Origin of the sequence: Dyadobacter sp. CY326, from assembly GCF_021390515.1 — a bacterium.
Lineage (GTDB): Bacteria > Bacteroidota > Bacteroidia > Cytophagales > Spirosomataceae > Dyadobacter.
In genome coordinates this window covers 584,864-608,097 of record NZ_JAJUXI010000002.1, presented here as the reverse complement: position 1 = coordinate 608,097, position 23,234 = coordinate 584,864, and the positions used below count along the sequence as shown (strand labels likewise).

Annotated in this window: 21 protein-coding genes and 1 other RNA gene; 13 read left to right on the top strand and 9 right to left on the bottom strand. The window is 44.5% G+C overall.

The features are described 5' to 3' along the window. Positions 1-25: 25 nt before the first annotated feature. The 9 genes from LZG73_RS03160 to trmD all read left to right on the top strand — a co-directional run bounded on the left by LZG73_RS03160 (position 26) and on the right by trmD (position 9,776). A complete protein-coding gene (locus LZG73_RS03160; RefSeq protein ID WP_233846093.1) occupies positions 26-2,101 on the top strand; it encodes a VWA domain-containing protein in 2,076 nt (691 codons plus the stop codon). After that, positions 2,088-3,026, top strand: coding sequence for a DUF2279 domain-containing protein (locus tag LZG73_RS03155; protein WP_233846092.1), 939 nt, complete (start codon positions 2,088-2,090; stop codon positions 3,024-3,026). The genes LZG73_RS03160 and LZG73_RS03155 overlap by 14 nt, the downstream gene beginning before the upstream one ends. Before the next feature lie 56 nt (positions 3,027-3,082). Next, positions 3,083-4,066: a DUF2027 domain-containing protein gene (locus LZG73_RS03150; protein ID WP_233846090.1), complete on the top strand. Its 984-nt coding sequence runs from the start codon at positions 3,083-3,085 to the stop codon at positions 4,064-4,066. A gap of 94 nt (positions 4,067-4,160) precedes the next feature. Further along, positions 4,161-5,501, top strand: coding sequence for a DUF4403 family protein (locus tag LZG73_RS03145; RefSeq protein WP_233846088.1), 1,341 nt, complete (start codon positions 4,161-4,163; stop codon positions 5,499-5,501). 109 nt (positions 5,502-5,610) lie between these two features. Continuing rightward, an RNA gene (gene rnpB, locus LZG73_RS03140) (RNase P RNA component class A) lies at positions 5,611-6,018 on the top strand. A 54-nt stretch (positions 6,019-6,072) separates the two neighbouring features. Next, a complete protein-coding gene (locus tag LZG73_RS03135) occupies positions 6,073-7,584 on the top strand; it encodes an OmpA family protein (RefSeq protein ID WP_233846086.1) in 1,512 nt (503 codons plus the stop codon). 142 nt (positions 7,585-7,726) lie between these two features. After that, entirely contained in the window at positions 7,727-8,458 is a 732-nt protein-coding gene (locus LZG73_RS03130) for a 30S ribosomal protein S16 (protein WP_233846085.1), read from the top strand. An 87-nt stretch (positions 8,459-8,545) separates the two neighbouring features. Continuing rightward, positions 8,546-9,109 carry a ribosome maturation factor RimM gene (gene rimM, locus LZG73_RS03125; protein ID WP_233846475.1) on the top strand — a complete coding sequence of 188 codons (564 nt, stop codon included), beginning with the start codon at positions 8,546-8,548 and terminating at the stop codon, positions 9,107-9,109. Continuing rightward, a complete protein-coding gene (trmD, locus tag LZG73_RS03120; protein WP_233846083.1) occupies positions 9,099-9,776 on the top strand; it encodes a tRNA (guanosine(37)-N1)-methyltransferase TrmD in 678 nt (225 codons plus the stop codon). Before rimM ends, trmD begins: the two co-directional genes overlap by 11 nt. Here the strand turns inward: trmD and LZG73_RS03115 are convergent. Then, positions 9,773-10,216 (bottom strand): GNAT family N-acetyltransferase, encoded by a 444-nt coding sequence (locus LZG73_RS03115; RefSeq protein ID WP_233846082.1) that lies wholly within the window; start codon positions 10,214-10,216, stop codon positions 9,773-9,775. The genes trmD and LZG73_RS03115 overlap by 4 nt on opposite strands. Before the next feature lie 48 nt (positions 10,217-10,264). Then, positions 10,265-11,296, bottom strand: a complete 1,032-nt coding sequence (locus LZG73_RS03110) for an RluA family pseudouridine synthase (protein WP_233846081.1) — start codon at positions 11,294-11,296, stop codon at positions 10,265-10,267. A 40-nt stretch (positions 11,297-11,336) separates the two neighbouring features. On the opposite strand from LZG73_RS03110, the gene LZG73_RS03105 reads away from it, so the two are divergent. Continuing rightward, positions 11,337-12,233, top strand: coding sequence for a 1-aminocyclopropane-1-carboxylate deaminase/D-cysteine desulfhydrase (locus tag LZG73_RS03105; RefSeq protein WP_233846080.1), 897 nt, complete (start codon positions 11,337-11,339; stop codon positions 12,231-12,233). Here LZG73_RS03105 and LZG73_RS03100 read toward each other — a convergent pair. From LZG73_RS03100 to rfaD, 3 genes are all read right to left on the bottom strand, one after another. Beyond that, the gene (locus LZG73_RS03100; protein WP_233846079.1) at positions 12,223-14,493 is read right to left on the bottom strand and encodes a cation:proton antiporter; all 2,271 of its coding nucleotides are present in this window, start codon (positions 14,491-14,493) and stop codon (positions 12,223-12,225) included. The two genes, LZG73_RS03105 and LZG73_RS03100, sit on opposite strands and share 11 nt — an antisense overlap. A gap of 106 nt (positions 14,494-14,599) precedes the next feature. Continuing rightward, complete coding sequence (sufB, locus tag LZG73_RS03095; protein WP_233846077.1) at positions 14,600-16,051, bottom strand: Fe-S cluster assembly protein SufB; 1,452 nt, start codon at positions 16,049-16,051, stop codon at positions 14,600-14,602. A 96-nt stretch (positions 16,052-16,147) separates the two neighbouring features. Beyond that, on the bottom strand, positions 16,148-17,113 hold the full coding sequence (gene rfaD, locus LZG73_RS03090; protein WP_233846076.1) for an ADP-glyceromanno-heptose 6-epimerase: 966 nt from the start codon (positions 17,111-17,113) through the stop codon (positions 16,148-16,150). Positions 17,114-17,215: 102 nt separating this feature from the next. Here rfaD and LZG73_RS03085 point away from each other — a divergent pair, with 102 nt between their 5' ends. Both LZG73_RS03085 and lpxB read left to right on the top strand, forming a co-directional pair. Beyond that, on the top strand, positions 17,216-17,635 hold the full coding sequence (locus LZG73_RS03085; protein WP_233846075.1) for a 6-carboxytetrahydropterin synthase: 420 nt from the start codon (positions 17,216-17,218) through the stop codon (positions 17,633-17,635). A 21-nt stretch (positions 17,636-17,656) separates the two neighbouring features. Then, positions 17,657-18,766 (top strand): lipid-A-disaccharide synthase, encoded by a 1,110-nt coding sequence (gene lpxB / locus LZG73_RS03080; protein ID WP_233846073.1) that lies wholly within the window; start codon positions 17,657-17,659, stop codon positions 18,764-18,766. Positions 18,767-18,780: 14 nt separating this feature from the next. On the opposite strand, the gene LZG73_RS03075 is transcribed toward lpxB, so the two are convergent. Beyond that, a complete protein-coding gene (locus tag LZG73_RS03075) occupies positions 18,781-19,176 on the bottom strand; it encodes a type II toxin-antitoxin system VapC family toxin (RefSeq protein ID WP_233846071.1) in 396 nt (131 codons plus the stop codon). Then, complete coding sequence (locus LZG73_RS03070; RefSeq protein WP_233846069.1) at positions 19,176-19,388, bottom strand: DUF2281 domain-containing protein; 213 nt, start codon at positions 19,386-19,388, stop codon at positions 19,176-19,178. Before LZG73_RS03070 ends, LZG73_RS03075 begins: the two co-directional genes overlap by 1 nt. 123 nt (positions 19,389-19,511) lie before the next feature. On the opposite strand from LZG73_RS03070, the gene LZG73_RS03065 reads away from it, so the two are divergent. Next, positions 19,512-20,015, top strand: coding sequence for a GNAT family N-acetyltransferase (locus LZG73_RS03065; protein ID WP_233846066.1), 504 nt, complete (start codon positions 19,512-19,514; stop codon positions 20,013-20,015). Between the two features lie 23 nt (positions 20,016-20,038). Here LZG73_RS03065 and LZG73_RS03060 read toward each other — a convergent pair whose 3' ends face one another. Both LZG73_RS03060 and LZG73_RS03055 read right to left on the bottom strand, forming a co-directional pair. Then, the gene (locus tag LZG73_RS03060) at positions 20,039-21,292 is read right to left on the bottom strand and encodes an asparagine synthetase B (RefSeq protein WP_233846064.1); all 1,254 of its coding nucleotides are present in this window, start codon (positions 21,290-21,292) and stop codon (positions 20,039-20,041) included. 162 nt (positions 21,293-21,454) lie between these two features. Further along, the gene (locus LZG73_RS03055) at positions 21,455-23,167 is read right to left on the bottom strand and encodes a hypothetical protein (protein WP_233846062.1); all 1,713 of its coding nucleotides are present in this window, start codon (positions 23,165-23,167) and stop codon (positions 21,455-21,457) included. Positions 23,168-23,234: the final 67 nt, after the last annotated feature.

Sequence of the window (23,234 nt, the reverse complement as noted above, 5' to 3'; positions counted from 1 at the left end):
GCTGCCAGTTATTGATATTCAACACATGCGGTCTGAACTGATTTTCCAAACCCCTTACTGGTTCATCCTTTTCTGCTTTGCGGCTGGCGCTGCCTATGCATTCTTGCTTTACCAGCCAACCGCTCCCTGGGGTAAAAAGTGGAATTATGTTTTGGCTGCTTTGCGAGGGTTGGCCGTCGGTCTTATTTGTTTTCTGTTGCTCGGGCCATTGGTTCGTAAAACCGAAACTTCTGTGGATAAGGCTAAAATCGTATTTGCCATCGACAATTCGGAATCCGTAAACCGCAATGGTTCAGCCTTATTGAAACAGGTTTCAACGGCAGTTGCCGATTTGCAATCTGCTGGATTCGAGGTTAGTGTGCAAACACTCGATAAGGATTCCCGCTCTCCCGCACCTGATTCTATTCAATTCAATGCAAAGCGGACTGACTTGTCTGAAATGTTGCAAACCGTCAAAACCAATTTTGAAGGCCGTAACCTGACGGATGTTATTCTGCTTTCAGATGGCATTGTGAATCAAGGCATTTCTCCTGCATATAATCGCTTTCCTTTCAAAATCAGCACGCTCGCTGTCGGCGACACGGTGCCCGATCTGGATATTCGGATCAAAGATGTGATCAGTAACCGGATCGCTTATCTTGGAAATGAATTTCCTATTCGCGCTGAAATCGTTGCCAATGGCCTTGCAGGCAAAGCTGCGACGGTGACCTTAAAACAAAACGGCCGCGTCATTGCAAGTCAGGCCGTCGCAATTGACAGGCCATCTTTTTTCAAATCGTTTGATTTTAAAGCGTCTTCCAGTCAAAAAGGCGTGCAGCATTATACATTGGAACTTAGCAATGTGGCTGGCGAATCTTCGGGGCGAAACAACAAGCGGGACGTTTACATTGACATTATTGACGGCAGACAGCGCATTTTGCTCATGGCACTGGCGCCGCATCCGGATATTAAAAGCATTCGAAGTCTCATTGAAGCCAATGATAATTACGAGCTGGATATCAAGATCTTATCAATTTCAAACGCACCAGTCGCTGCTACAAAACCTTACGATTTGATCATTTTACACCAGATTCCGAATGTGTTGGGACTGGGAAATGCACAGGTTCGTAATTACATTGAATCGAAAACACCATTGTTTTTTATTTTGGGAAATCAGTCTGCGGTTCCGCTGGCAAATTCGTTGAACCGTTCGCTGACGATCAATGCAACAAACAGTCAGGTTGATAAAGTGACGGCTCGTTTCAATCCGGCTTTTCAGCAATTAAACTTTGATCCTGAGCAACTTAAACTGTTAGAACGACTTCCGCCTTTGTCTGTTCCATTTGGTGATTACAATGTTTCCTCGGGCACAGAAACCATTTTGTTTCAAAAAGTGGGCACGCTGAATACGAGTAAGCCGCTTTTGGTTCTGAACACAAATGGTGAGCAAAAAACCGCTGTCCTGGCAGGAGAGGGGATATGGCAATGGAGGCAGGAAGAATTTGCGCAAACCAACAAGCAGGAAGTTGTCGACAATTTGTTTCAAAAAGTCATTCAGGTGCTGTCCGTGCGGGAAGATAAGCGCAAGTTTCGTGTGTATCCCGCGCGCAATGAGTTTGAGGCGGGAGAGCAGGTTGTGTTCCAAACTGAAATCTACAATGATATTTACGAACCAATTTTCGGACAAGAGGTGAAATTGGACATTACCAATGAGAAGGGCGTCACAAAACAGTTTACTTATACGCATTCCAAAGACAATCCAAGGTTTAATGTGAGTGGGTTAGCGGACGGCGTTTATCGCTTCGCAGCATCAACTTTGCTGAGGACAGGACTGGAAAAAGTTGCTGGGCAATTTGTAATCACCAATGCAGACGTTGAATTGAGTAACACAACCGCCGACTTTGGCATGTTGCGCGAACTTGCAGGCCGTTCAGGCGGAACGTTTACGACGCCCGCGACATTCGCAAATTTTATTTCAAAACTGAAAGAAGACCGCCCTGCTGACCGATTGGATAGCAGCGAAGAAATGGTCGAGATCATTTACATGAAATGGTTGTTTTTTCTGCTGGTTCTGCTGCTTGGCGCGGAATGGGGATTAAGAAAATACCATGGCGGATATTAGGAGGTTTTTGCTCAAATTTCTGTCACCCTTAGCGCTGGCGCTGCATTTCTTCCATCCAGCATTTTCTCAAAAAGATTCATTACAAAACGCACCTTTACAAGCGGATTCGAGTGTGAAGGTTCGACCGAATTATGCAATGCTTCGCGGGATCTTCGCGGCGCAGTCTGCACTTTATTTGGGCACAGTTTATGGTCTTAGCAAGTCCTGGTATAAGAATCCATTGACCAAATTTACGGTTAAGGACGACACGGGCGAGTGGCTTCAAATGGACAAAATGGGGCACGTTTACACATCCTATCAAATTGCTCGACACACCGCGGCCCTTTACAAAAAGACAGGGATTTCTAAGAAACAAATGTTGGTTTACGGGGCCATTTCCGGCATCATTTTCCAAACACCCATTGAAATTCTGGATGGCTTTTCACCAGATTATGGCTTCTCGCCGGGAGATATGGTTGCTAACATTTCCGGCTCGCTGATCTTCCTGGGTCAAATTGCACTTTGGGACGAAGTGCGCATTCAGCCCAAGTTTTCTTTTCATTATACATCGTTGTCGAAAGTGCGTCCCGAATTGCTTGGAAACAACCGGTCCGAAAGCTGGCTCAAAGATTATAATGGCCAAACTTACTGGCTGTCAGGAAGTCCGGGGACATTCTTTAAAAACAGCGGCTGGCCTGCGTGGCTTTGCTTTTCCGTTGGTTATGGCATTCACGACATGGTTTCCGCAGAAAAATCGACCAGCATTGAACGCGGTTACGCTCCTTACCGACAATATTATTTATCATTGGACATTGATCTGACGCGCATTAAGTCCAAAAGCAAATTCATTAAGACCATTGGATTTTTTGCCAACTCTATAAAAATCCCTGCGCCGGCATTGCAGTTTAGCAAAAAGGGCATTGATTTTAAACTGTTTTACTTTTAACAATTGTTGCTAGCAGTATGCATGCTGACAATGTGTGCTGCATTAAATTATAAATTATGAATATTGGAGATAAAGTAAGGCTTGTGCATGGACGTGAAGAAGGCGTTATTTATGCTTTTTTGCCTGGTAACATCGTTGAAATTGAGATAGAAGACGGTTTCCGCATTCCGGTGATGCGCAATGAAATCGTGACAATTTCACCAATGGAGTCGCAGCGTTTGATAAAGAGTCCGGATGCGAAGAAAATCGGTTCGCAAAGTGACGTGATCATTCCCAGAAATGCGCCGTTTGCTGAAAAAGGGATTTATCTGGCATTTGTTGCAGTGAATGACAGAGCCGTTACAATGCACATCATTAACAATTCGGATTGGATTTTGCCTTTTACGGCCGTGGCTGCGCATGAGCAATTTAACACAGGATTGGCTGGCGGCGTTTTGCAACCACGGACGGCGCAGAAGCTGACGGAGTTAATTATGAAGGACTTTGAGGCCTGGCCTGTGTTTGATTTCAAGATCTTGTATTATCGTGAAGGGAATCATACGCTGCCGCAGGCGCTTACAAAACGGATCAAATGCAGGGCGCAGTCTTTTTATAAGAACAAGGGGAAGGCGCCTGTTTTGGGTAAAGATGCTTTTGTGTATCAACTGGACGAAGAAAGTCTTAAACCCGAGGTGCAGCCCGTGATTGAAAACCTTTCGCAAGATCTGAAAAACAGCATGTTAGGCGGAGGAAAAACCGAATCATTTACAATTGAGAAGCCCGACCAGGTCGTTGATCTGCACATTGAAAAGCTTAGTAAGCAAGCAAATCAATTATCCAGCGACTCAATTTTGAAAACACAGTTATCGACTTTTGAGAGCAGTCTCGAAGCGGCCATCGCGAATGGCATGGAGGAGATCACTTTTATCCACGGTGCCGGAAGCGGCGCTTTGCGAACTGAGCTGCATCGGCGGCTTGGTAAAAATCAGCACGTTAACTATTTCAAAGACGCTCAAAAAGAAAAATTCGGATACGGTGCGACCCTTGTTAAAATCAAATAATTGGCCCGCTAATTGCTTTAATGTATTGGTTTTGATTGCATTTGCCGTGAGTCTTTGGCAATGCGGTCCTAAAAAGAACTCTCCAAAAGCACCTATGGAAGAATACAAATATTCTGTCAACGAAATCCAGAATGAACGGCATTTGTCAGTGCTGAATGTGCCAGTGGAAATTGCGATTTCTGAAATTGAAAATCAGATTAATGCAAAGATCAAAGGGCTGATTTATGAAGATAACAGTTACGAGGATGATGATAATGACAATCTGAAAGCAAAAGTCTGGAAGATTAGTCCAATCAAAGTTGTGGCTATTGATTCGTCTTTTCTGTTTGAAGTTCCGTTGAAGATTTGGGTAAGTGCAGGTTACAAGATCAGTCCTTTGGGCATAACCATGTCCGGTTATAAGGATACAGAATTTTCAATTCGCATTCGGTTGATATCTAAAATCGGCATCGCGTCCAACTGGAAGATCAAATCGGAAACCTATGTGGACAGTTACGACTGGATTTCGGATCCTAATGTAAAGGTTGCCGGCATTAACATTCCAATCAAAAGCATGGCCAGCAGGCTTTTGAATAAAAACTTTGACAAAATCACACAAGCCATTGACGAGCAGGTTGCAGGCAACATTGAGTTGAAGAAAAATGCAGAACTGGCCTGGAATCTCGCCCGTCAGCCCGTTTTACTTTCCAAAGAATACGACACATGGCTTTCTATCGTCCCCACAGCCGTGGTAATGACGCCGTTGCTGGCGAAAAACAATGTGTTGCGATCTGTAATCGGTATCAAAGGTTACACGCAAACCATCACATCAGCAACCAAGCCGCCAGTTCCGGCAGTTTCGAGGATTCCAGATTTACAAATCGTCAGTAAGGTTCAGGAAGATTTCAAAGTCGGCCTGATCAGCATTGTTTCCTATGCTGACGCCGCCCGGTTGGCGACAGCCAATTTTGCGGGGGAAAAATTCTCTTTCCTTGGAGGACAATACAATGTTGAGGTGACATCCATTGATATGTATGGTCAAAATGAAAAGCTCGTGATCAAAGCCGGTTTGAAAGGCAGCATTAATGGCGATATTTACCTGAAAGGCGTTCCTTTTTATGATCCTGAAACGCAGCAATTGTCACTGAAAGGCCTTGATTATGATTTGGATACGAGGAATTCAATTGTGAAGACGGCGGGTTGGCTTTTGCAGGGACAATTCAGTCGGATGATGGAGCGAAAAATGGTTTTTCCAGTTGGTCAACAAATCGCCGATGCGAAACAAACCATTCAAAAGTCACTGGCAAATTTAAAAGTCACTGATGGTGTCATTTTGAAAGGAAGCCTTACGGACATCAGTCCGGATAAAGTTTATTTGACTCCGGAACACCTTTACGCTGTTGTATTTGCGCACGGAAATGTCAATTTGAAGGTCAATGGATTTAAGGGAATTTGAAGTGAAATTTCTACGAAAATCGGCGTCATTATCATAATTTTTTACTTTTAATAACTAATTGACTGCTTGTCGAAAGAAAGTATTTATTAGCTTTGTGGTCAGAGGAAAAGAAATAAGCTGACCTACCGCTGCGGTTTCGGCCGAAGAGGAAAGTCCGGGCAGCATAGAGTGCCGTACTTCCTAACTGGAAGGCAGCAAGCCGGAGACGGATTGTTGACAGCAAGTGCCACAGAAATGATACCGCCCTGGCATGTTTTTTATATACGAGGGTAAGGGTGAAATGGTGGAGTAAGAGCCCACCGCTCTTTGGGTGACCAAAGGGGCATGGTAAACCTTACGGGCTGAAAGATCAAATAGGTGTTAATCCGTGGGGCTGCTCGTCTCCGTCTTTCGGGACATTAACACGGGTAGATCGTTAGAGGTTTCGGGTGACCGGAATCCTGGATAAATGGTAGGGACTCGATGTTGGTTCGCCAGCTTAGAGTAACAGAATCCGGCTTACAGGCTTATCTTTTTTCTGATTTTAAGTTAATTAATAGTGAATATTTGAATCACATAACTGGTGTTTCCCATGAAGAGAAAGAATCTTTACGTTGCTTTGATTTGTTTGTCCCTGCTGAGTTTGAATACGTTTGCCCAAAATCGGACGTATGAAGGACCCAATAAAATGAACACCTGGTCTATCACAGGTTACGGGGGGATTACAAAATTCTTCGGAGATTTAAGTGAGTACAACGGCTTCAAACGTGGAGACAATGAGAAATTGACAGGAGCCTGGGGCTTATCGATCAATAAACAACTCTCTCCTATTTTTGGTGTTCAGATCGTTGGTTACAATGGTCGTCTGCAAGGCTCAAAAGAAGGACACATCAGTTCATTATCGAACGACGTTTACAACGCTACATTCAATAGCCCGTCATTTGTACAACTTACACTGGACGGAACAGCTAACCTTAATCGGTTATTGTTCGGATACAAAAAACTACGCAGATGGAAAGTTGATGCGCACCTTGGTTTTGGTATTATCTATTATCATACGGATGTAGATTATATCAATGTAACAAAAGGAGGCGGTCCAAAATCTTTCTCTACTAATACAGACGCCAGCTCGAAAACAGCAGGAAAGTGGGAACGCAATGGTTCTACTTACACGCGTGAATGGGTTGTTCCAACCGGTTTGTCTGTTCATTATGAACTTACTCCAAGATTTGATTTGGGAATAGATTATACGCATAACTTTGTTAATACTGAAAAACTGGATGCAACAGTTGGTGGACTAAGTGATTACGACACACAACAAGGCATCTGGACGTTTGCGAAAGGCGAATCAAGAAATGATGCTTACGGAATGGCATCTATCGCATTGACTTACAAATTGGGTAAGAATGCGGTAATGGCGAAAAAAGGCAAATATGATGCTGGAAGCGGACGTTATCACTTGCGTTGGGCCAACCCACAATCATTGATTCCTATTCCTTACAATCCTACAATGGAGGATGCGGATTCAATCGCAAAAGCAAACATGCCTAAGCCAGTTGATCCACGTCTTTACACAGATTCTGACGGAGACGGTGTTGCAGATCTTTTTGACAAAGAACCAAATACGCCAGCTGGAAGCGTAGTGTCAGGTGGTGGTGTTGCGATGGATCTTGATAAAATCATCAGAGACGCTATCAAAAACAACTTGCCGAAAGACGAATGCGAGGCTTTGTTTAGCAACATTGAATTTGATACGGACAAAGCGATCATTCGCAATCCTTCAAAAGAAACTTTGAGCAAAGTGGTTGAGCTCTTGAACATGCGTACTAACTGCCGCATTGTTTTGGTTGGTCACACGGATGCTCGTGCTTCGGACGCGTATAACGTATCACTTTCACGTCGTCGTGTTGATGCTGCAAAACGCTTCCTGATCCGTGCCGGAATCACTGATCCTAGCCGTATCCTTATCGAGCATTACGGTGAGTATCGCCCGATCGCTGAGAACACAACAGTTGAAGGTCTGCAATCTAACCGTCGCGTTGAGATCAAGATCTTACCAAACAATACGATTCGTTCAACTTATCCTGCCGGTTTCCGCCCATAAGGAAAGTTTAATATATAGAGAGGGAAAGGTAAGCAATTGCCTTTCCCTTTTTTTGTGGCGGCTGTTCAAGAATTCAGGAATTTAACTTACCTTTGCACCCTGTTTAATTTAGGGACGAGCTCCCGATCATAACAATTCAATAATGGCAGTTAAAATTAGGTTAGCGCGTCGTGGACGCAAGAAGAAGGCGATTTATGATATCGTAGTCGCAGATGCCAGAGCACCACGTGATGGTCGCTTCATCGAAAAATTGGGTATTTACAACCCGGGTACAAATCCTGCTTCCATCGTTTTAGAAGCAGATAAAGCAGTTGATTGGTTACTTAAAGGTGCACAACCAACTGATACAGCACGTTCTATTTTGCAGCACGAAGGTGTAATGCTTAAAAAACACTTGCAAGTAGGTGTAATCAAAGGTGCGATCACGCAAGAAGTTGCTGATTCACGTTTTGATGAATGGAAAGAATCGAAAACAGATCGTAAAGCGACAGCTGCTGATACGCTTACGCAGAAGAAAGATTCTGACAAGCAAGCCAGACTTGATGCTGAACGTAAAGTAAACGAAGCTCGTGCAGAAGCGATTGCTAAGAAAAACGCACCTCCTGTTGAGGAAGCTCCAGTAGTGGAAGAAGCAGAGGCGGCTGTTGACACAGCAACGGAAGAAGTATCTGACGAAGTAACAACTGACGCAACAGCATCAGCTGAAACTGCGGAGGAGGTTGCACCAGCATCGGCCGAGGTTACGGAAGCACCAGCTGCAACTGCCCCAGTTGAAACAACTGAGGTTGCTGCACCAGCAACGACGGAAACGGACGCAACTGCATCTGCTGAGACAACAGAAACTGATGCACCGGCAGAAAAAACAGCCGAGTAATTAGCGTCTCAATACATTTTTTATGAGTCTGTCGGTGATCCGAACAGACTCATATTGTTTTACAATACACCATTATTTAATAATCAGGTGACTCAGGACAATTGTTATTTATTAGGTTATATCGTCCGTACGCATGGAACTTCGGGCAATGTCGTCATATTTCTAGATGTGGATTACCCAGAGGAATATGCAGAGCTCGATGCAGTTTACGTCGAGATCAAAGGTGAGCTGGTTCCTTATTTCATCGAAAGCGTCAACTTGCAAAAGCAGGCTAATGCTATTGTAAAATTCGAAGACATCAACACAATCGAGAAGGCGCAGGCACTTGTGGGCAGTTCTCTTTACTTGTCTCTGGATGATTTGGAAGAGCTCGGCAATGAGGAATTCTATTATCACGAGATCAAAGGCTTTGCGGTTGTTGATAAAACCTTGGGTGAACTAGGCATTGTGAGAAAGGTTTATTCACTCAACGGCCAGGATCTGATTGCGATGGATTATCAGGGTGTAGAAGTGCTTATCCCGACAGCGGCCGACATTGTTTTGCATGCGGACAAGGAAAATAAACAGTTGATGGTAAATCTTCCCGAAGGACTGCTGGACGTTTATCTGGACAACTCTGACGCTGAAAACACGCCCGACGATGCGGATTGATATCATCAGTTGTGTGCCTAGCCTACTGGACAGCTTCTTTGCGCATTCCATTCTGAAACGCGCCCAGCAAGGCGGTTTTGTGGAGGTGGCTGTCCATGATATAAGGGATTATTCTGTTAATAAACACCGCACTATTGACGACTATGCATTCGGAGGGGGCGCGGGAATGGTGCTTCAAATTGAGCCCATCGCGCGGTGTATCCGCCAATTGCAAAGCGAACGAATCTATGATGAAGTCATTTATTTAACGCCAGACGGAGAACTGATGCAGCAGCGCATGGTCAATCAGCTTTCGCTCAAAGGCAATTTGATTATGCTGTGCGGCCATTATAAAGGCGTTGATCAGCGTGTGCGGGATTTGTTTGTCACACAAGAGATCAGCATTGGCGATTATGTGCTGTCTGGTGGCGAGCTTGCGGCTGCGGTGCTGGCTGATGCGATTATTCGCTTGCTCCCCGGCGTGCTGAATGATGAGACTTCGGCATTGACGGATTCGTTTCAGGATAATTTACTCGCGCCACCAGTCTATTCACGACCTGCTGATTTTGAAGGAAGTAAAGTCCCTGAAATTCTAATGTCGGGGCATGAAGCGAAAATAGATGCGTGGCGCTATGAGCAGTCAATCGAAAGGACAAAGGCCAGAAGGCCGGATTTGCTGAAACTTTAAAAATCAAGGCTGCAATTGATCCATTCACTGTCGAAGTTGGTGCCGTATTTACGGTAAAAGCCAACGGCGGATGTGTTCCAATCCAACACTTGCCAAAGCATTCCGGTGCAGCCGGTCTCTTTTGCGGCTGCGACTGTGGCGTCGAAAAGTATTTTTCCAATGCCATTTCCGCGCATATCTTCGGTCACAATGATATCCTCCATATACAATCGCTTGCCCTTCCAGGTCGAATAACGATAATAATAAAGCGAGAGTCCTATGATCTTGGAATCCGATTCGGCAACAAAAAAGTCATACAATTTTTCGTTATAGTCACGGGTCATTTTTTCGACATTGTTTGTAACCTGATTCAATGCCCTCTCATAAATAGCCAGTTCTTTTACTAATTCAAAAATTGCGGGTATGTCTTCCAGTTTGCCGTGTCGGGTTGAGATTGTCATAGTATTAATTTATTAATAAACCTGTAAGAGCTTAGAATATACAATTTCCTACTGATTGTTTACATAGTTTTCCCACTTTTCTACGATTGTCTGGAAATTAGCCGGCAAGTCCGTGTCAAACTGCATCCACTCCCGCGTGGTCGGATGTATGAAGCCGAGCGACTTGGCATGCAAAGCCTGACCCGGAAGCAGCGAAAAGAGGTTGTTAACCATCATTTTATAACTTCCGCCCGGCGTTCCACGCAGAATTTTTTCCCCTCCATAAGTCGTATCATTAAAAATCGGATGTCCAATGTGCTGCATATGCGCTCTGATCTGGTGCGTGCGACCTGTTTCCAAATTACACTGAATCAGCGAAACGTAGTGCATGCCTTTTAGCACTTTATAATGAGTCACAGCGTGTTTGCCCTGACTGCCATCCGGAAAAATATCCATCACGCGGCGATCTCTTGCGCTCCTGCCAATGTTGCCGTTAATTGTGCCTGAATCTTCTTTGGGTTGGCCCCAGATGAGCGCATTATAGGTTCGTTCAATGGTGTGATCGGAAAATTGTTTTGCAAGAAAAGTCATTGCAAACTCCGTCTTGGCAATCACCAGCAAGCCCGACGTGTCCTTATCAATCCGGTGGACGAGGCCTGGGCGCCCCTCACCATTTCTGCCAGTGGGCAATTGCTGAAAATGATAAACCAATGCATTAATCAATGTTCCCGACCAGTTTCCAAAGGCCGGATGCACGACCATTCCGGTTGGTTTATTGACGATAAGGAGCACCTGATCTTCATAAATAATATCCAGCGGAATGTTTTCAGGAATGATTTCCGTATCTCGCGGCGGTTCTGGAAGCGAAAGCGTAATCACATCAAGCGGTTTCACTTTATAGCTGGCTTTGGTCGGCTGACCATTCACCTTAACCGCTTCCGCTTCAATTCCATTTTGTATTTTTGTCCGGGAAGCATTCGCAACGTGAAGGCTCAGAAATTTGTCCAACCGGATTGGCCCCTGACCTTTGTCAGCAACAATTCTGTAATGTTCAAACAAATCATCTTCTTCTGAGGCAATCTCAATATTGTCTTCGGACATTTCAATTGGTTATTTAAAGGAAACAAAATTATCAAAATAAGTGGATTTACTAAGTGCCGCGCTCCCGACTCCCATTCAGCAACTGTCCAATGCATTGACCGAGCGCGCAGGAATCCATTTATACATTAAGCGCGACGACCTGATTCATCCGACCGTTTCCGGCAACAAATGGCGCAAACTAAAATACAGTCTTTTGGAAGCGAAGGCCAGAAAAGAGACGCACATCCTCACATTTGGCGGAGCGTTTTCCAATCACTTGTATGCAACGGCAGCCGCAGGTAAATTGCTCGGCTTCAACACAATTGGCATAGTAAGGGGAGAGGAGACCATTCAAAATCCGAGCCCGACATTGCAATTCTGCAAAGCGCAGGGAATGGAACTTCGCTTTGTTTCGCGGCAAGATTACAAGCGTAGGAATGAAAAAGATTATGTGAGTCAACTCGCCAGTGAATTTGGCAACCCGTTCGTCATTCCCGAGGGCGGAACCTCGGCGCTCGCATTACAAGGCGTAGCTGAAATGATCGATGAAGTTGCCATTCAATTGTGTCAAATGCCTGGCTATTTTGCAGTTGCGGCAGGCACTGGCGGAACTGCTGCCGGGATGTTATCTGCCGGTGCCAAAGTGCTTGTTTTCCCTGCGCTGAAAGGCGGTGCATTTTTGGAAGAAGACATTAAAAACCTGTTGGCAAATGACTTTTCAAAAGACAATCTGCAATTGTTTACAGATTATCATTTTGGTGGTTATGCCAAATGGAATAACGAATTGCTTGACTTTATGGATCATTTCCACATCGATTTCGACATTCAATTGGAGCAGGTTTATACCGCAAAAATGTTTTACGGCCTGTTTGATTTGATCCAAAAGAATTATTTCCAGAAAGGCGAGACGATCGTCGCGGTGCATACAGGCGGATTGCAAGGCTTGCTCAGGTCATAGCCACGACTTCTTCGTCGCTGCTTGCCGATTTTGTTCTCACAAATTCCTTTATGAGATCGCGCTCTCCTGCAATCCACAACACATCATCGTTTTCAATGATCATGGAAGAGTCGGGATTGAGAATGCGTTCGCCGTTGCGTTCCAGGCCGACGATCATGCCAAGCGTTTTTTCACGGATCTGGCTGCTTCGGATGCTTTTGCCACGAATGTGATATTCACTTCTCACTTCCACTCGTTCCAGCACAATGCTGTCCTCGTGCGCCATATAAACGTCGCCATTGGTGCTAACTTCAATGTGTCCGCGGAAAACGTCCAGCTGATCATCCGTTCCAATCACTTCGATGCGGTCGCAGGGATAGAGGACTTCGGTGGGGCGGGGCAGGTGGATGGTCTTGCTGCCGCGTTCGATCAACACCACATTGATTCCAAAATTCTCCCTGATCTTCAATTCCTGCAATGTTTTTCCAATAAGCGACGAATCAGCGCTTACTTCCAGAAACGCAAAGTGAGCGTCCCAGGGCAGCAATATTTTCTTAGATTTTCCGCTTCCTTCCAGCTGTCTTGCATTCAGATTTTGCAAGAACCGATCTTCAATGCGATGATAAAAGGTTTGTAATCTTTGGTAAAAAATAGCAAAACCCAGAACCATAATGCCGCCCGCAACGCTTAATGCTGTGGGCGTTGCGAAGAAGGAATTGAGCAGGAAACCCATCAACAAAATGGCAATCAGCACCCGCGATAATTCTAGCAAAAGCAATGGCCCGCGGCTGAATTTTCTGCTCAGCCAAATCGCAGAATAAGCTTTTCGGTTTGACCTTTTAAAAATAAGTGCCCACAAAAATGGCGAAATGAGCAGGAATGTAATGCCGAACAGAACCGCATTGGTAATGTATGTTTCCGGAATCATTGTGTGCAATTGATCGGCCAGCTGGTGCGACGATGCCATGACAATCCCGATGATCACAACAGAATTTATAATGATCGTCTGGAAATAGGATTTCAGAATGTCATTCCAATGCGTGGTTTGGACAATGGTTTCCGTACTCGTGCTATATCTGTTGAGATAATGTTTCCATTTGATTGGCAACCGCTTTTCAAGCCATTCGGAAAGCGGTTCGGATGCCTTCATCATGTAAGGCGTTGTGAACGTCGTAATTACAGAAACACCGACGGCAATTGGATAAAGGAAATTGCTAGTTACGCTAAGCGAAAGGCCGAGATTGGCGATTATGAACGAGAATTCACCGATTTGCGACATGCTCATGCCGGATTGCAAGGAATTTTTAAGCGGCTGTCCGGAAATGACCGCTCCCAGCGACACAAAAGTGGTTTTTCCCAAGATCACAACCAAAACCAGGATGGCAGTCGGCAATGCATATTCCAGCAACAAACCCGGATTGATCAGCATGCCGACCGATATAAAAAACACCGCCCCAAAAAGATCTTTCAGCGGCTTTAACAAATGTTCGATCTTTTCTGCATGCGTCGTTTCGGCTAGAATTGAACCCATAATAAAGGCGCCTAATGCAGCTGAAAAGCCGGCTTGCGTAACGAGAAACACCATTCCGAAACACAATGCGACAGATGTGATGAGCACGCTTTCATCATTCATTAATTTCCGGTAACGTCTGAGCAGGGTGGGGAAGACGAATATGCCGCCTAAAAACCAGAGCGTCAGGAAGAAGAATAGTTTAAGAATGGATTGCAACAACTCCATCCCTGCAAATTGCTGGCTAATGGATAAGGTTGACAGTAAGACCATTAACAAAACGGCTGTAAGGTCCTCAATGACCAGAATGCCCAGAACGACGCGCGTGAATTTTTGCGTTTTCAGCCCTAATTCATCAAATGCGCGGAATATAATGGTGGTGGAAGAAATGGCGATAATCCCACCCAAGAACAGACTGTCTGTTTTGCTCCATCCGAGCAATTGTCCCGTTACAAAGCCCGTGGCAAGCATCAATCCCACCTCAAACAAACCCGTTATCGCAGCCGTGTTCCCGACTTTAACCAGCTTTTTAAAACTAAATTCAAGCCCCAAATTAAACAGCAAAAAGATAACCCCGATTTCCGCCCAGATCTCGATGGTTTTAATGTCTGTGATGGTTGGAAAAAGATTGAAATTCGGTCCTACAAGCAATCCGGCCAATATATAACCAAGCACAATGGGTTGCTTCAACTTTTTGAAGATCAGCGTAATGATCCCCGCCATTGTGAGTATTAACGAAAGGTCGACAATGAGTTGCGGGACGTGGGTCATGTAGGATTGTATTGGTGGGAAATTCTTTGGATCAATAAAATACAAAAAGCCTTTGACGAATCAAAGGCTTTCAAGGATTAATCCAATACAAAATGGAATTAGAGCATTATCCTACGCTTCCTTCCAGGCTTATTTCTAACAATTTCTGGGCTTCCACAGCAAACTCCATTGGCAGCTGATTCAGCACTTCTTTTGCATAACCGTTTACAATCAATGCAACCGCTTGTTCGGTTGGAATGCCGCGCTGGTTGCAGTAAAAAAGAATGTCTTCACCGATTTTTGAAGTTGTAGCCTCATGCTCAACAGTCGCAGAAGGATTGCTTACTTCAATGTATGGAAATGTATGCGCGCCGCATTTGTCGCCCAGAAGAAGGGAGTCACATTGCGAAAAGTTACGCGCTTTTTCAGCTTTCTTGAACACCTGAACAAGTCCGCGGTAAGAGTTTTGGCTTTTACCAGCAGAAATCCCTTTTGAAACAATCCTGCTCTTGGTGTTTTTGCCAATATGGACCATTTTGGTTCCCGTATCAGCTTGTTGCATGTTATTTGTCACGGCAACAGAATAAAACTCACCAATGGAATTATCGCCTTTCAAGATCACAGAAGGATATTTCCATGTAATCGCAGAGCCGGTTTCAACTTGTGTCCAAGAAATTTTCGAACCAGCGCCGTCGCAAAGACCGCGTTTCGTTACAAAGTTGTAAATCCCGCCTTTTCCGTCCTTATCACCAGGATACCAGTTCTGAACAGTCGAATATTTAACATTCGCATTTTCATGCGCGAAAATTTCCACAACAGCAGCATGCAATTGATTTTCATCACGCATTGGCGCTGTACAACCTTCCAGATAACTTACGTGACTATCGGCATCACCGATAATCAATGTGCGCTCAAACTGACCAGTTCCTGCCGCATTGATACGGAAATAAGTGGAAAGCTCCATCGGGCAACGAACGCCTTTTGGGATATAAACGAATGATCCGTCTGAAAAAACAGCTGAATTCAATGCTGCATAATAGTTGTCTTTCGGCGGAACAACCGATCCCAGATATTTTTGGACCAGTTCAGGATGTTCACGGATGGCTTCGCTGATCGAACAAAATATAATTCCTTTTTCTTTCAACGATCCTTTAAAAGTCGTGAAAACCGATTCAGAATCCATGACAGCATCAACCGCGATGGAAACGCCTGAAAGTCGTTTTTGCTCGTTAAGCGAAATTCCCAGACGCTCGAATGTGTCACGCAATTCCGGATCAATGTCGTCCAGACTGTCAACTTGCTTTTTCTTCTTCGGCGCGGAATAATATTTTATTGCCTGAAAATCTATTTTAGGATAATGAACATTCGGCCACTTTGGCTCAGCCATTGTCAGCCACAAATGATAAGCTTTCAAACGCCACGCAAGCATCCATTCCGGTTCATTTTTTTTGGCTGAAATAAACCTGACAATATCATCATTAAGGCCCATAGGAGCCTCATCTGCTTCAATATCAGTTACAAAACCATATTTGTATTCCGAACTGGTGATTTCCTCCAACAATTCATCTTCTTTGCTCATAGTCTAAAAATTATCACACTGTGTTTCGTATAAGAGTAACACACAGAACGGGGATTGAGTTTATTGAGAACATCAAAAATACACAAAAATGCGGATTTATAGGTATGCTCCCGTTGCAAGATAATTCTTCACATAGTCGTCGATTCCGTCTTCCAGTGAGGTGAAAGCGCGGGTAAAACCAATGGAGCGAAGTTTGCTCATATTGGCTTGGGTGAAATACTGATATTTATCGCGAATGTCCTCCGGCGTGTCGATGTAAGAAATATCTGGCGTCTTGCCCATGGCATTGAATGTGCTTGTTACCAGGTCTTTGAAAGTCCGCGCACGGCCGCTTCCGAGGTTGTAGATGCCCGAATTTTTGCGGTGGTGCATAAAGAAAATGCAGACATCGATCAGGTCTTTGACATAAATAAAATCGCGCATCTGCTCGCCATCCTTGAAATCAGGATTATGCGAGCGGAAAAGCTTCATTTTTTCCGTTTTATTAATTTGATTGAAAGCGTGCATGACCACAGAAGCCATTCTGCCTTTGTGATATTCATTCGGGCCATACACATTGAAAAATTTCAATCCTGCCCAGAAAAATGGCTTTTTCTCCTGCTGCAAAGCCCAGATATCAAACTCATTTTTGGAATCGCCGTAAGGATTCAGCGGTTTGAGCTGCGACAATGTGGATTCATTATCATCATAACCGTGCTCGCCCAGACCGTAAGTCGCTGCTGACGAAGCATATACGAGCGGAATTTGATAGGCAATGCATTTTTCCCAAATTTGCTTCGAATAACGCACATTAAGCTCTTCAAAAATCTCTCTGTCGAATTCAGTTGTGTCCGTCCTGGCGCCGATGTGGAAAATAAACTCGACATCGCGGTTGTTGTTATCAAGCCAGTTGAAGAGCTCGGTCCTTTCCACTTTTTCTTGGATCGTTTTGCCTTCAAGATTTTCTGCTTTCTCGATTTTCGAAAAATCATCAACAGCAATAATGCTTTTAAAGCCGTCCTGGTTTAGCCGGCTAATGAGCCCGCTGCCGATAAATCCGGCTGCACCTGTTACGATAATCATGGGAGAGATTATATGTTTTTTTAGTTATCCTCTTGTCGAACTGCAAAACTACGGATACAAGATGTAATTTTGTACCCTATTTACCAAGGGAGGAGAAGATTTATGATTTACGTAACGAGGAAAGAACATTTCAATGCAGCGCACAGGCTTTTTAACCCAGCTTGGTCAGAGGAAAAAAACCAGGAAGTGTTTGGTCCCTGCGCGAACAACAACTGGCACGGACATAATTTTGAGCTGATTGTTACTGTAAAAGGAAAGCCTGACCCGGACACTGGATTTGTTATTGACTTGAAAGTGCTGGGCGATATTGTGAAGGAGAAAGTGGTGGATAAGGTGGATCATAAAAACCTCAATTTGGATGTTGATTTTATGCAGGGCAAAATGGCTTCCTGCGAAATTTTTGTGACAGAAATATGGAATATCCTCGCGCCGGCAATCGCTGATGCGTCTCCTCATTCAAAGCTGCATTACATTAAGCTTGTAGAAACACCAAAAAACTTCGTTGAATATTACGGCGAATAAGCGCCAGCTGACTAATTCCAAATGAAATATTACCTCATTGCAGGCGAGCGTTCGGGAGATTTGCATGGTTCCAACCTCATCGGCGGAATCCGGGAAAATGATCCCGATGCGCAATTTCGCGGCTGGGGAGGTGATATGATGGCTGCTGCCGGAATGGAACTGGTCACGCATTATAAGGACACCGCTTTCATGGGTTTCCTGGAAGTGGCCCTTAACCTGCACAAGATTTCGGGTTTTCTTAAAAAATGCAAAGCGGATATTCTTAATTATAAGCCCGATGCATTGATATTAATTGATTATCCAGGCTTTAACTTGCGCATTGCATCTTTTGCAAAAAAGCACGATCTGAAAGTCTTCTATTACATTTCGCCGAAGGTCTGGGCGTGGAATCAGAAACGTGCATTGAAGATCAAGCAGCATGTGGATCATATGTTTGTGATCTTCCCCTTTGAAATTGATTTTTATAAGAAGTTCCACTACAAAGTTGATTATGTGGGCAACCCGTTGATGGATGCGATTGCCGCTTTCAAGCCAGATCCTGCGTTTCGGGAAAAACATCATTTACAGCCAGAAAAGCCGGTTATCGCATTGCTTCCCGGCAGTCGGCAACAGGAAATTATTGGCATGCTGGACATTATGCTCACCGTTCAGCCGCATTTTCCAGATCATCAATTTGTGATTGCGGGAGTCAGTAATTTGCCAAAAGCATTATATGAAAAATACATTGCCGCACACAACGCGATCATTGTTTACGAGTCAACTTACGACTTGCTGAACATTGCCGACGCAGCATTGGTCACATCCGGAACAGCCACATTGGAAACCGCATTGTTCAGCGTTCCCGAAGTCGTCTGCTACAAAACCAGCGCCTTTTCCTACGCCATCGCCAAACGCCTCATCCGCGTTCCGTTCATCTCATTGGTCAATTTGATTTTGGAAAAAGAGGCGGTTAGGGAGTTGATTCAAAGTAATTTGAATGAGAGTTTGCTCGTTGAAGAACTCAGGATGATTTTACCGGGCGGAGCAAAGCATCATGAGCAAATGGCAGATTATAATACATTGCAAACATTAGTGGGCGGGCCAGGAGCGTCTGGAAGGGCGGGAGGGTTGATTGTTGGATATTTGAAATGAGCTAACTATCAAACTTACCATACTCGCCTAACTTCACTACCTATAAAGTAATCGTCAAAAGCCGAATCATTGCTTTCCAAGTGCATGTTCTCCGCCAACGCCTGGGAAGCGATAAGGCGGTCGAAAGGATCTTTGTGAAAAAAAGGGAGTTTACTTTGCACAACTGTGTGACTAAAATCAATAGAGATGATAATAATGTTTGCTTTGTAAACTTCACTTATCAATGTCTCATAGGGTGCTCGCATTTTGAGCTTGCCTAGCGCCACTTTTATACTTATTTCCCAAAGGCTAACTATGCTGATGAAGATTTCATTTTTTTCGTTTTCAATTATTTTTCTCGAACCTTCACTTAAATCCTCAGAACCTTTGAGAAACCAGATGAATGTGTGTGTATCAATTAAATATCGCATTACATATAATCTTTAAAATCATCTAACGGTTCGTCAAAATCGTCAGACATTTCGAATATTCCCTTCGCCATGCCAAACACCCTTTTTTTCTGAACAGGTTGGTCCGAACAGTTCAAATACTTGTTCTTCAAAAATGAGACATAGTGCATCACTTCAAGCCTCAAATTTTCCGGAAGGGAATGTATCTGCTCTAAAATTGCTTTCTCTGTCATGATTTCCTTTTTGTCAATCAAAAATAATAAATGCAATTTGTAATTTCTAGTGTAGAAACGAGCTGGTCAATCATTATAAGTTGGCCTTATAACATTACTTGGCAAAACAACTGATTACCCACCATGAACGAAGCAGAATATCAATTAGAAAACGAAGAAACAAATTCCGCCATCAAAATAGTAGACTACACCCCTGAACATGCCAAAGCATTCTATGACTTAAATTACGCCTGGATATCAGAGTCTTATGACGTCGAGCCGGAGGATGAGAAGGTGCTGGCCGACCCTGAAAAGTACTATTTGGAAGATGGCGGAGCAATTTTGATTGCGCTTTATAATGAAGAACCGGTAGGGACTTGCGCGCTGAAATGGGGCGAGCCCGGCGTTGTGGAAATGAGTAAAATGACCGTTTCCAAGGAAATGCGAGGCAAGAAAATCGGGGATTTGCTGGGTTATGCGGTTATCGAAAAAGCGCGGCAGCTCGGAGCGGAAAAATTGATTCTTTATTCGAATAAAAAAGGTTCGGCTGCTGGAATCAACCTTTATCGAAAGCTCGGATTTATTGAAGTCCCGCTAACCGGACACAATTTCAAACGCGCTGACATTAAAATGGAGCTTGTGCTGTAAAAGCCGGGAAGAGCTGTCTCCCGTTAGGTTTTACGCTTCTTTTTCCTGGCAGATGGAAACAGCACATTGTTCAAAATCAGCCTGTAACCGGGTGAATTGGGATAAAGATTCAGATCCGTAGGCATTCTCCGGCCGCCACCGCCGCGACCTTCCGGATCGTGACCACCGTAAAAAGTCCATTGACCTCTGCCCATTTCGCCGTAAATGTAACGGTCGGAGGATGGACTTGTTCCCATCACCAACACGCTTGGCTTCACAGTGCTTTTGGTAAATGCGGTCGTTTGACCCATGAATTCCCGCACCAGATTTTCGTGATTCTGAACGAGCATGGCCGGGATCACATCCCATTTTGCAGAAAAATCAAACAAGGAGAAATAAGCGCCATCGTCGCCCCAGTTGCGGTAACGGCCTGATGAAGAATTGATGTCAGAGAAATTCATTCCGTCATATTCGTCGCCTTGCAATTTGAAATTTTGGAATGCGAATGTTTTTTCAAAATCAAGCTTAGACTGGGCATCGGGATCAATGCCGTCGCCGTCGAGGTTATCAACAATGTCCACGCCCTCAGCTGCCAATGCAATGTCGAAAGTCTCTGCTCCTGAGCACATTGCAAACAAAAATCCGCCTCCCGCACAAAATTCCTTGATCGATTTGGCAACGGCCAGTTTCATCTTGGAAACTTTGGCATAACCAAAACGACTCGCAATGGCCTCTTGTGCTTTAATGTCCGTCGGAGTCGTTCGCCTCAGATTTTTACCAAATTGTCCTGTGAAATCTTCGTGGTGCAAATGCAGCCAGTCATATTTTGGCAGATCACCTTTTAAAATTTCTTCGTCATAAATTACATCGAATGGGATTTCCGCATATTTCAAAACGAGCAAAACTGCATCGGTGTTTTCAAACTCGGAAGGGCTGATTTTAATTGGGGAGTAAACTGCTATTTTGGCCGCTTTGAAGAGTTTCACCACGTCCATATTCACATTTGGATTGCTGATTTGACCAATAATCTGCTGGCTCGCGGATTCGGACAAAACTTCATACGAAACCGCGCGGAGCTTGCATTCATTTTCGATGGACTTGCTGTAAGCCACTTTAAAGCTGCCACCGCGGTAATTTAGCAACCATTCCACTTCAATTTCGCCCTTTAACAACATGTAAGCCAGTCCATAAGCTTTCAAATGGTTCGTTTGAGAACCGTCCATTGGAATGAGTATCTGGTTCGCAAGGCCAACGTGCGCAATGAGCACCAAAATGAGCGTTAACAACCTCCTCAGCATGATGTGACAGGTTAAGAATTTCCAGCGCTTTGGTAGGGGAGAGTAAAATCAAATTTAACTAATATTCATCAATATAATTACTTGCCGGTTAGTGATTTATCATCTTTTATTTGGAAAACAAAAAGCGTAAATCACAAACAGTTAATGTTCCACACGTTAATATTAAGAAAATCGAATCGTGTGCTTAAAAGGCGTAAAACCTGTTAAAAAAACGGTCGGCGCTTCCACTGCGGGCAATGCGCCGCGCAAAGCAATGTTCTTATGCGATGCAACGCCGGGTCCAAAAGTGATCGTGTCGCCGTTGAAACTGTAACTTCCCATTCCTTCTTTTAACAGCCACGAATCTTTGGTGTTTTCAATCAATGTGGCTCCGGTAAAAGTGCCGCCAGGGCGAAAAATTAGTTCTACGGCAATCGGCACGCGTTCTGTTCCCGAAGTTTGGATTTCGATTTGCATGCCATTGTCAGTTTCTTGAATTAGAATAGTTGTTTCCAATGCTTGCACCTCGCTGGTGGGTCGGAAAATTCTCGGCATCTTTTCCCAGTCACCATCGGTTGCGATGAAATCTTTGGGATATGGCTGATAATAAGGACCGTCCAATGTCTGAACCAGCTTCCAGCCTTTGCCGTCTTCCGCTAATTTTTCTGATTGAAACTGACCTTTGCCAAAAAATGAAGAGGCCAGCCTGACGCCTTGAAGCACAGCATTTCCTTTCATAAATGTGAACCAGGCCGGATTATTGGCGATCAATGTGCTGTCCCAGTTTCCGCGCCGAATCCGGACGAGGCCAGAGTTTGGGAAAGTTTTAACGTAATTAACCGGCAGCGGCTTCGAAGCAGGCAATTCATTCCATAATGTCTCGTCGGCCAGATAATAATCGAGAAATCCGCCGATTTTTAAGCCTGCGGTCTTTTCAATCATTTGACACATAGCGGCATATGATCCATTCTGATCTTTTAAAGCGAGATAGCGATAGGGATAATAATAGTTTTCCAATGTTCCTATCAATGCCTTATCCTGCCTGCCGGATGCATCCGTTACGATTTCACCATTCGGATGAACGTAAAACATGGTCATATCGAGGTTTTTACGCACATTATCAAGCAATTCCGGCTTGTTGAAACCATTGGCGACGGTGATGAGCAAGCGGTCTGTGAGCGACGAATAAATGAATGTGCTCTTCTCGTTATATTGGCCATCGGCGTCCATATCAATGTGTTCGCTCAGCCATTCCTCTGCCCGGGCAACGTATTTTGGGTCAGGCCAAAGTGAGTTGAGTTTGGCAAGCGCGGCGCAGACAACCCATCGGTGGTTTGGCGTGTGAATTCCGCCCACGCTCAATGCATTGCCACCACGAATTAGAAACGTTTGTAGGTTCGCCAGCATCTTTTCTGCGCCGGGCGTCTTCGACTTTTCGATCAGCGTATATGCAGTAACGAGTCTTTTTACAAGGAACCCCGTGTCCGGCGTAGAATGAAAATTAGTCGAAAGCAAGTCAATGGTGCCGTCGGAATGCTCGGTTCTTACCAAATGCAGCGCAGCCAGATTCATGTCGGCAAGCAGCTCCGGAGACCGGAAAAATTTCGAACCGGGGGATGAAATTGCGTTGGCGCTGGCTTGGATCAAGGCAGACGTGCTGTGCGGATTAACAATGTCAAAACCATCCATAACGCCGCCATAAGCGTCATTTTTGGCATCCTTGACCTGAAATTTTCTAATTGCTTCAACGCCGATATCATTCTGATTCACAAGCGCTTTCAACCACTCCGGCATGTTCTTCGCACTTGCCTTTACGTGCGTAAATGCGAGCGCAGAGGCAATGGGCATTGTGCACATTGCGGCAGCGGTGCGCTGCACAAATCTTCTTCTGTTCATGAAGACAATCCTTTATTTTAATCAAAAGGAAAGACCTCGCGTAAGTTACCGCTTGATAATTCAATTG

Excerpts from the sequence above, each read along its gene's own strand:
- LZG73_RS03160 (WP_233846093.1), top strand. The coding sequence starts at position 26 with ATGCGGTCTGAACTGATTTTCCAAACCCCTTACTGGTTCATCCTTTTC.
- LZG73_RS03155 (WP_233846092.1), top strand. The coding sequence starts at position 2,088 with ATGGCGGATATTAGGAGGTTTTTGCTCAAATTTCTGTCACCCTTAGCG.
- LZG73_RS03150 (WP_233846090.1), top strand. The coding sequence starts at position 3,083 with ATGAATATTGGAGATAAAGTAAGGCTTGTGCATGGACGTGAAGAAGGC.
- LZG73_RS03145 (WP_233846088.1), top strand. The coding sequence starts at position 4,161 with ATGGAAGAATACAAATATTCTGTCAACGAAATCCAGAATGAACGGCAT.
- LZG73_RS03135 (WP_233846086.1), top strand. The coding sequence starts at position 6,073 with ATGAAGAGAAAGAATCTTTACGTTGCTTTGATTTGTTTGTCCCTGCTG.
- LZG73_RS03130 (WP_233846085.1), top strand. The coding sequence starts at position 7,727 with ATGGCAGTTAAAATTAGGTTAGCGCGTCGTGGACGCAAGAAGAAGGCG.
- trmD (WP_233846083.1), top strand. The coding sequence starts at position 9,099 with ATGCGGATTGATATCATCAGTTGTGTGCCTAGCCTACTGGACAGCTTC.
- LZG73_RS03115 (WP_233846082.1), bottom strand. The coding sequence starts at position 10,216 with ATGACAATCTCAACCCGACACGGCAAACTGGAAGACATACCCGCAATT.
- LZG73_RS03110 (WP_233846081.1), bottom strand. The coding sequence starts at position 11,296 with ATGTCCGAAGACAATATTGAGATTGCCTCAGAAGAAGATGATTTGTTT.
- LZG73_RS03100 (WP_233846079.1), bottom strand. The coding sequence starts at position 14,493 with ATGACCCACGTCCCGCAACTCATTGTCGACCTTTCGTTAATACTCACA.
- sufB (WP_233846077.1), bottom strand. The coding sequence starts at position 16,051 with ATGAGCAAAGAAGATGAATTGTTGGAGGAAATCACCAGTTCGGAATAC.
- rfaD (WP_233846076.1), bottom strand. The coding sequence starts at position 17,113 with ATGATTATCGTAACAGGTGCAGCCGGATTTATCGGCAGCGGGCTCATT.
- LZG73_RS03085 (WP_233846075.1), top strand. The coding sequence starts at position 17,216 with ATGATTTACGTAACGAGGAAAGAACATTTCAATGCAGCGCACAGGCTT.
- lpxB (WP_233846073.1), top strand. The coding sequence starts at position 17,657 with ATGAAATATTACCTCATTGCAGGCGAGCGTTCGGGAGATTTGCATGGT.
- LZG73_RS03075 (WP_233846071.1), bottom strand. The coding sequence starts at position 19,176 with ATGCGATATTTAATTGATACACACACATTCATCTGGTTTCTCAAAGGT.
- LZG73_RS03070 (WP_233846069.1), bottom strand. The coding sequence starts at position 19,388 with ATGACAGAGAAAGCAATTTTAGAGCAGATACATTCCCTTCCGGAAAAT.
- LZG73_RS03065 (WP_233846066.1), top strand. The coding sequence starts at position 19,512 with ATGAACGAAGCAGAATATCAATTAGAAAACGAAGAAACAAATTCCGCC.
- LZG73_RS03060 (WP_233846064.1), bottom strand. The coding sequence starts at position 21,292 with ATGCTGAGGAGGTTGTTAACGCTCATTTTGGTGCTCATTGCGCACGTT.
- LZG73_RS03055 (WP_233846062.1), bottom strand. The coding sequence starts at position 23,167 with ATGAACAGAAGAAGATTTGTGCAGCGCACCGCTGCCGCAATGTGCACA.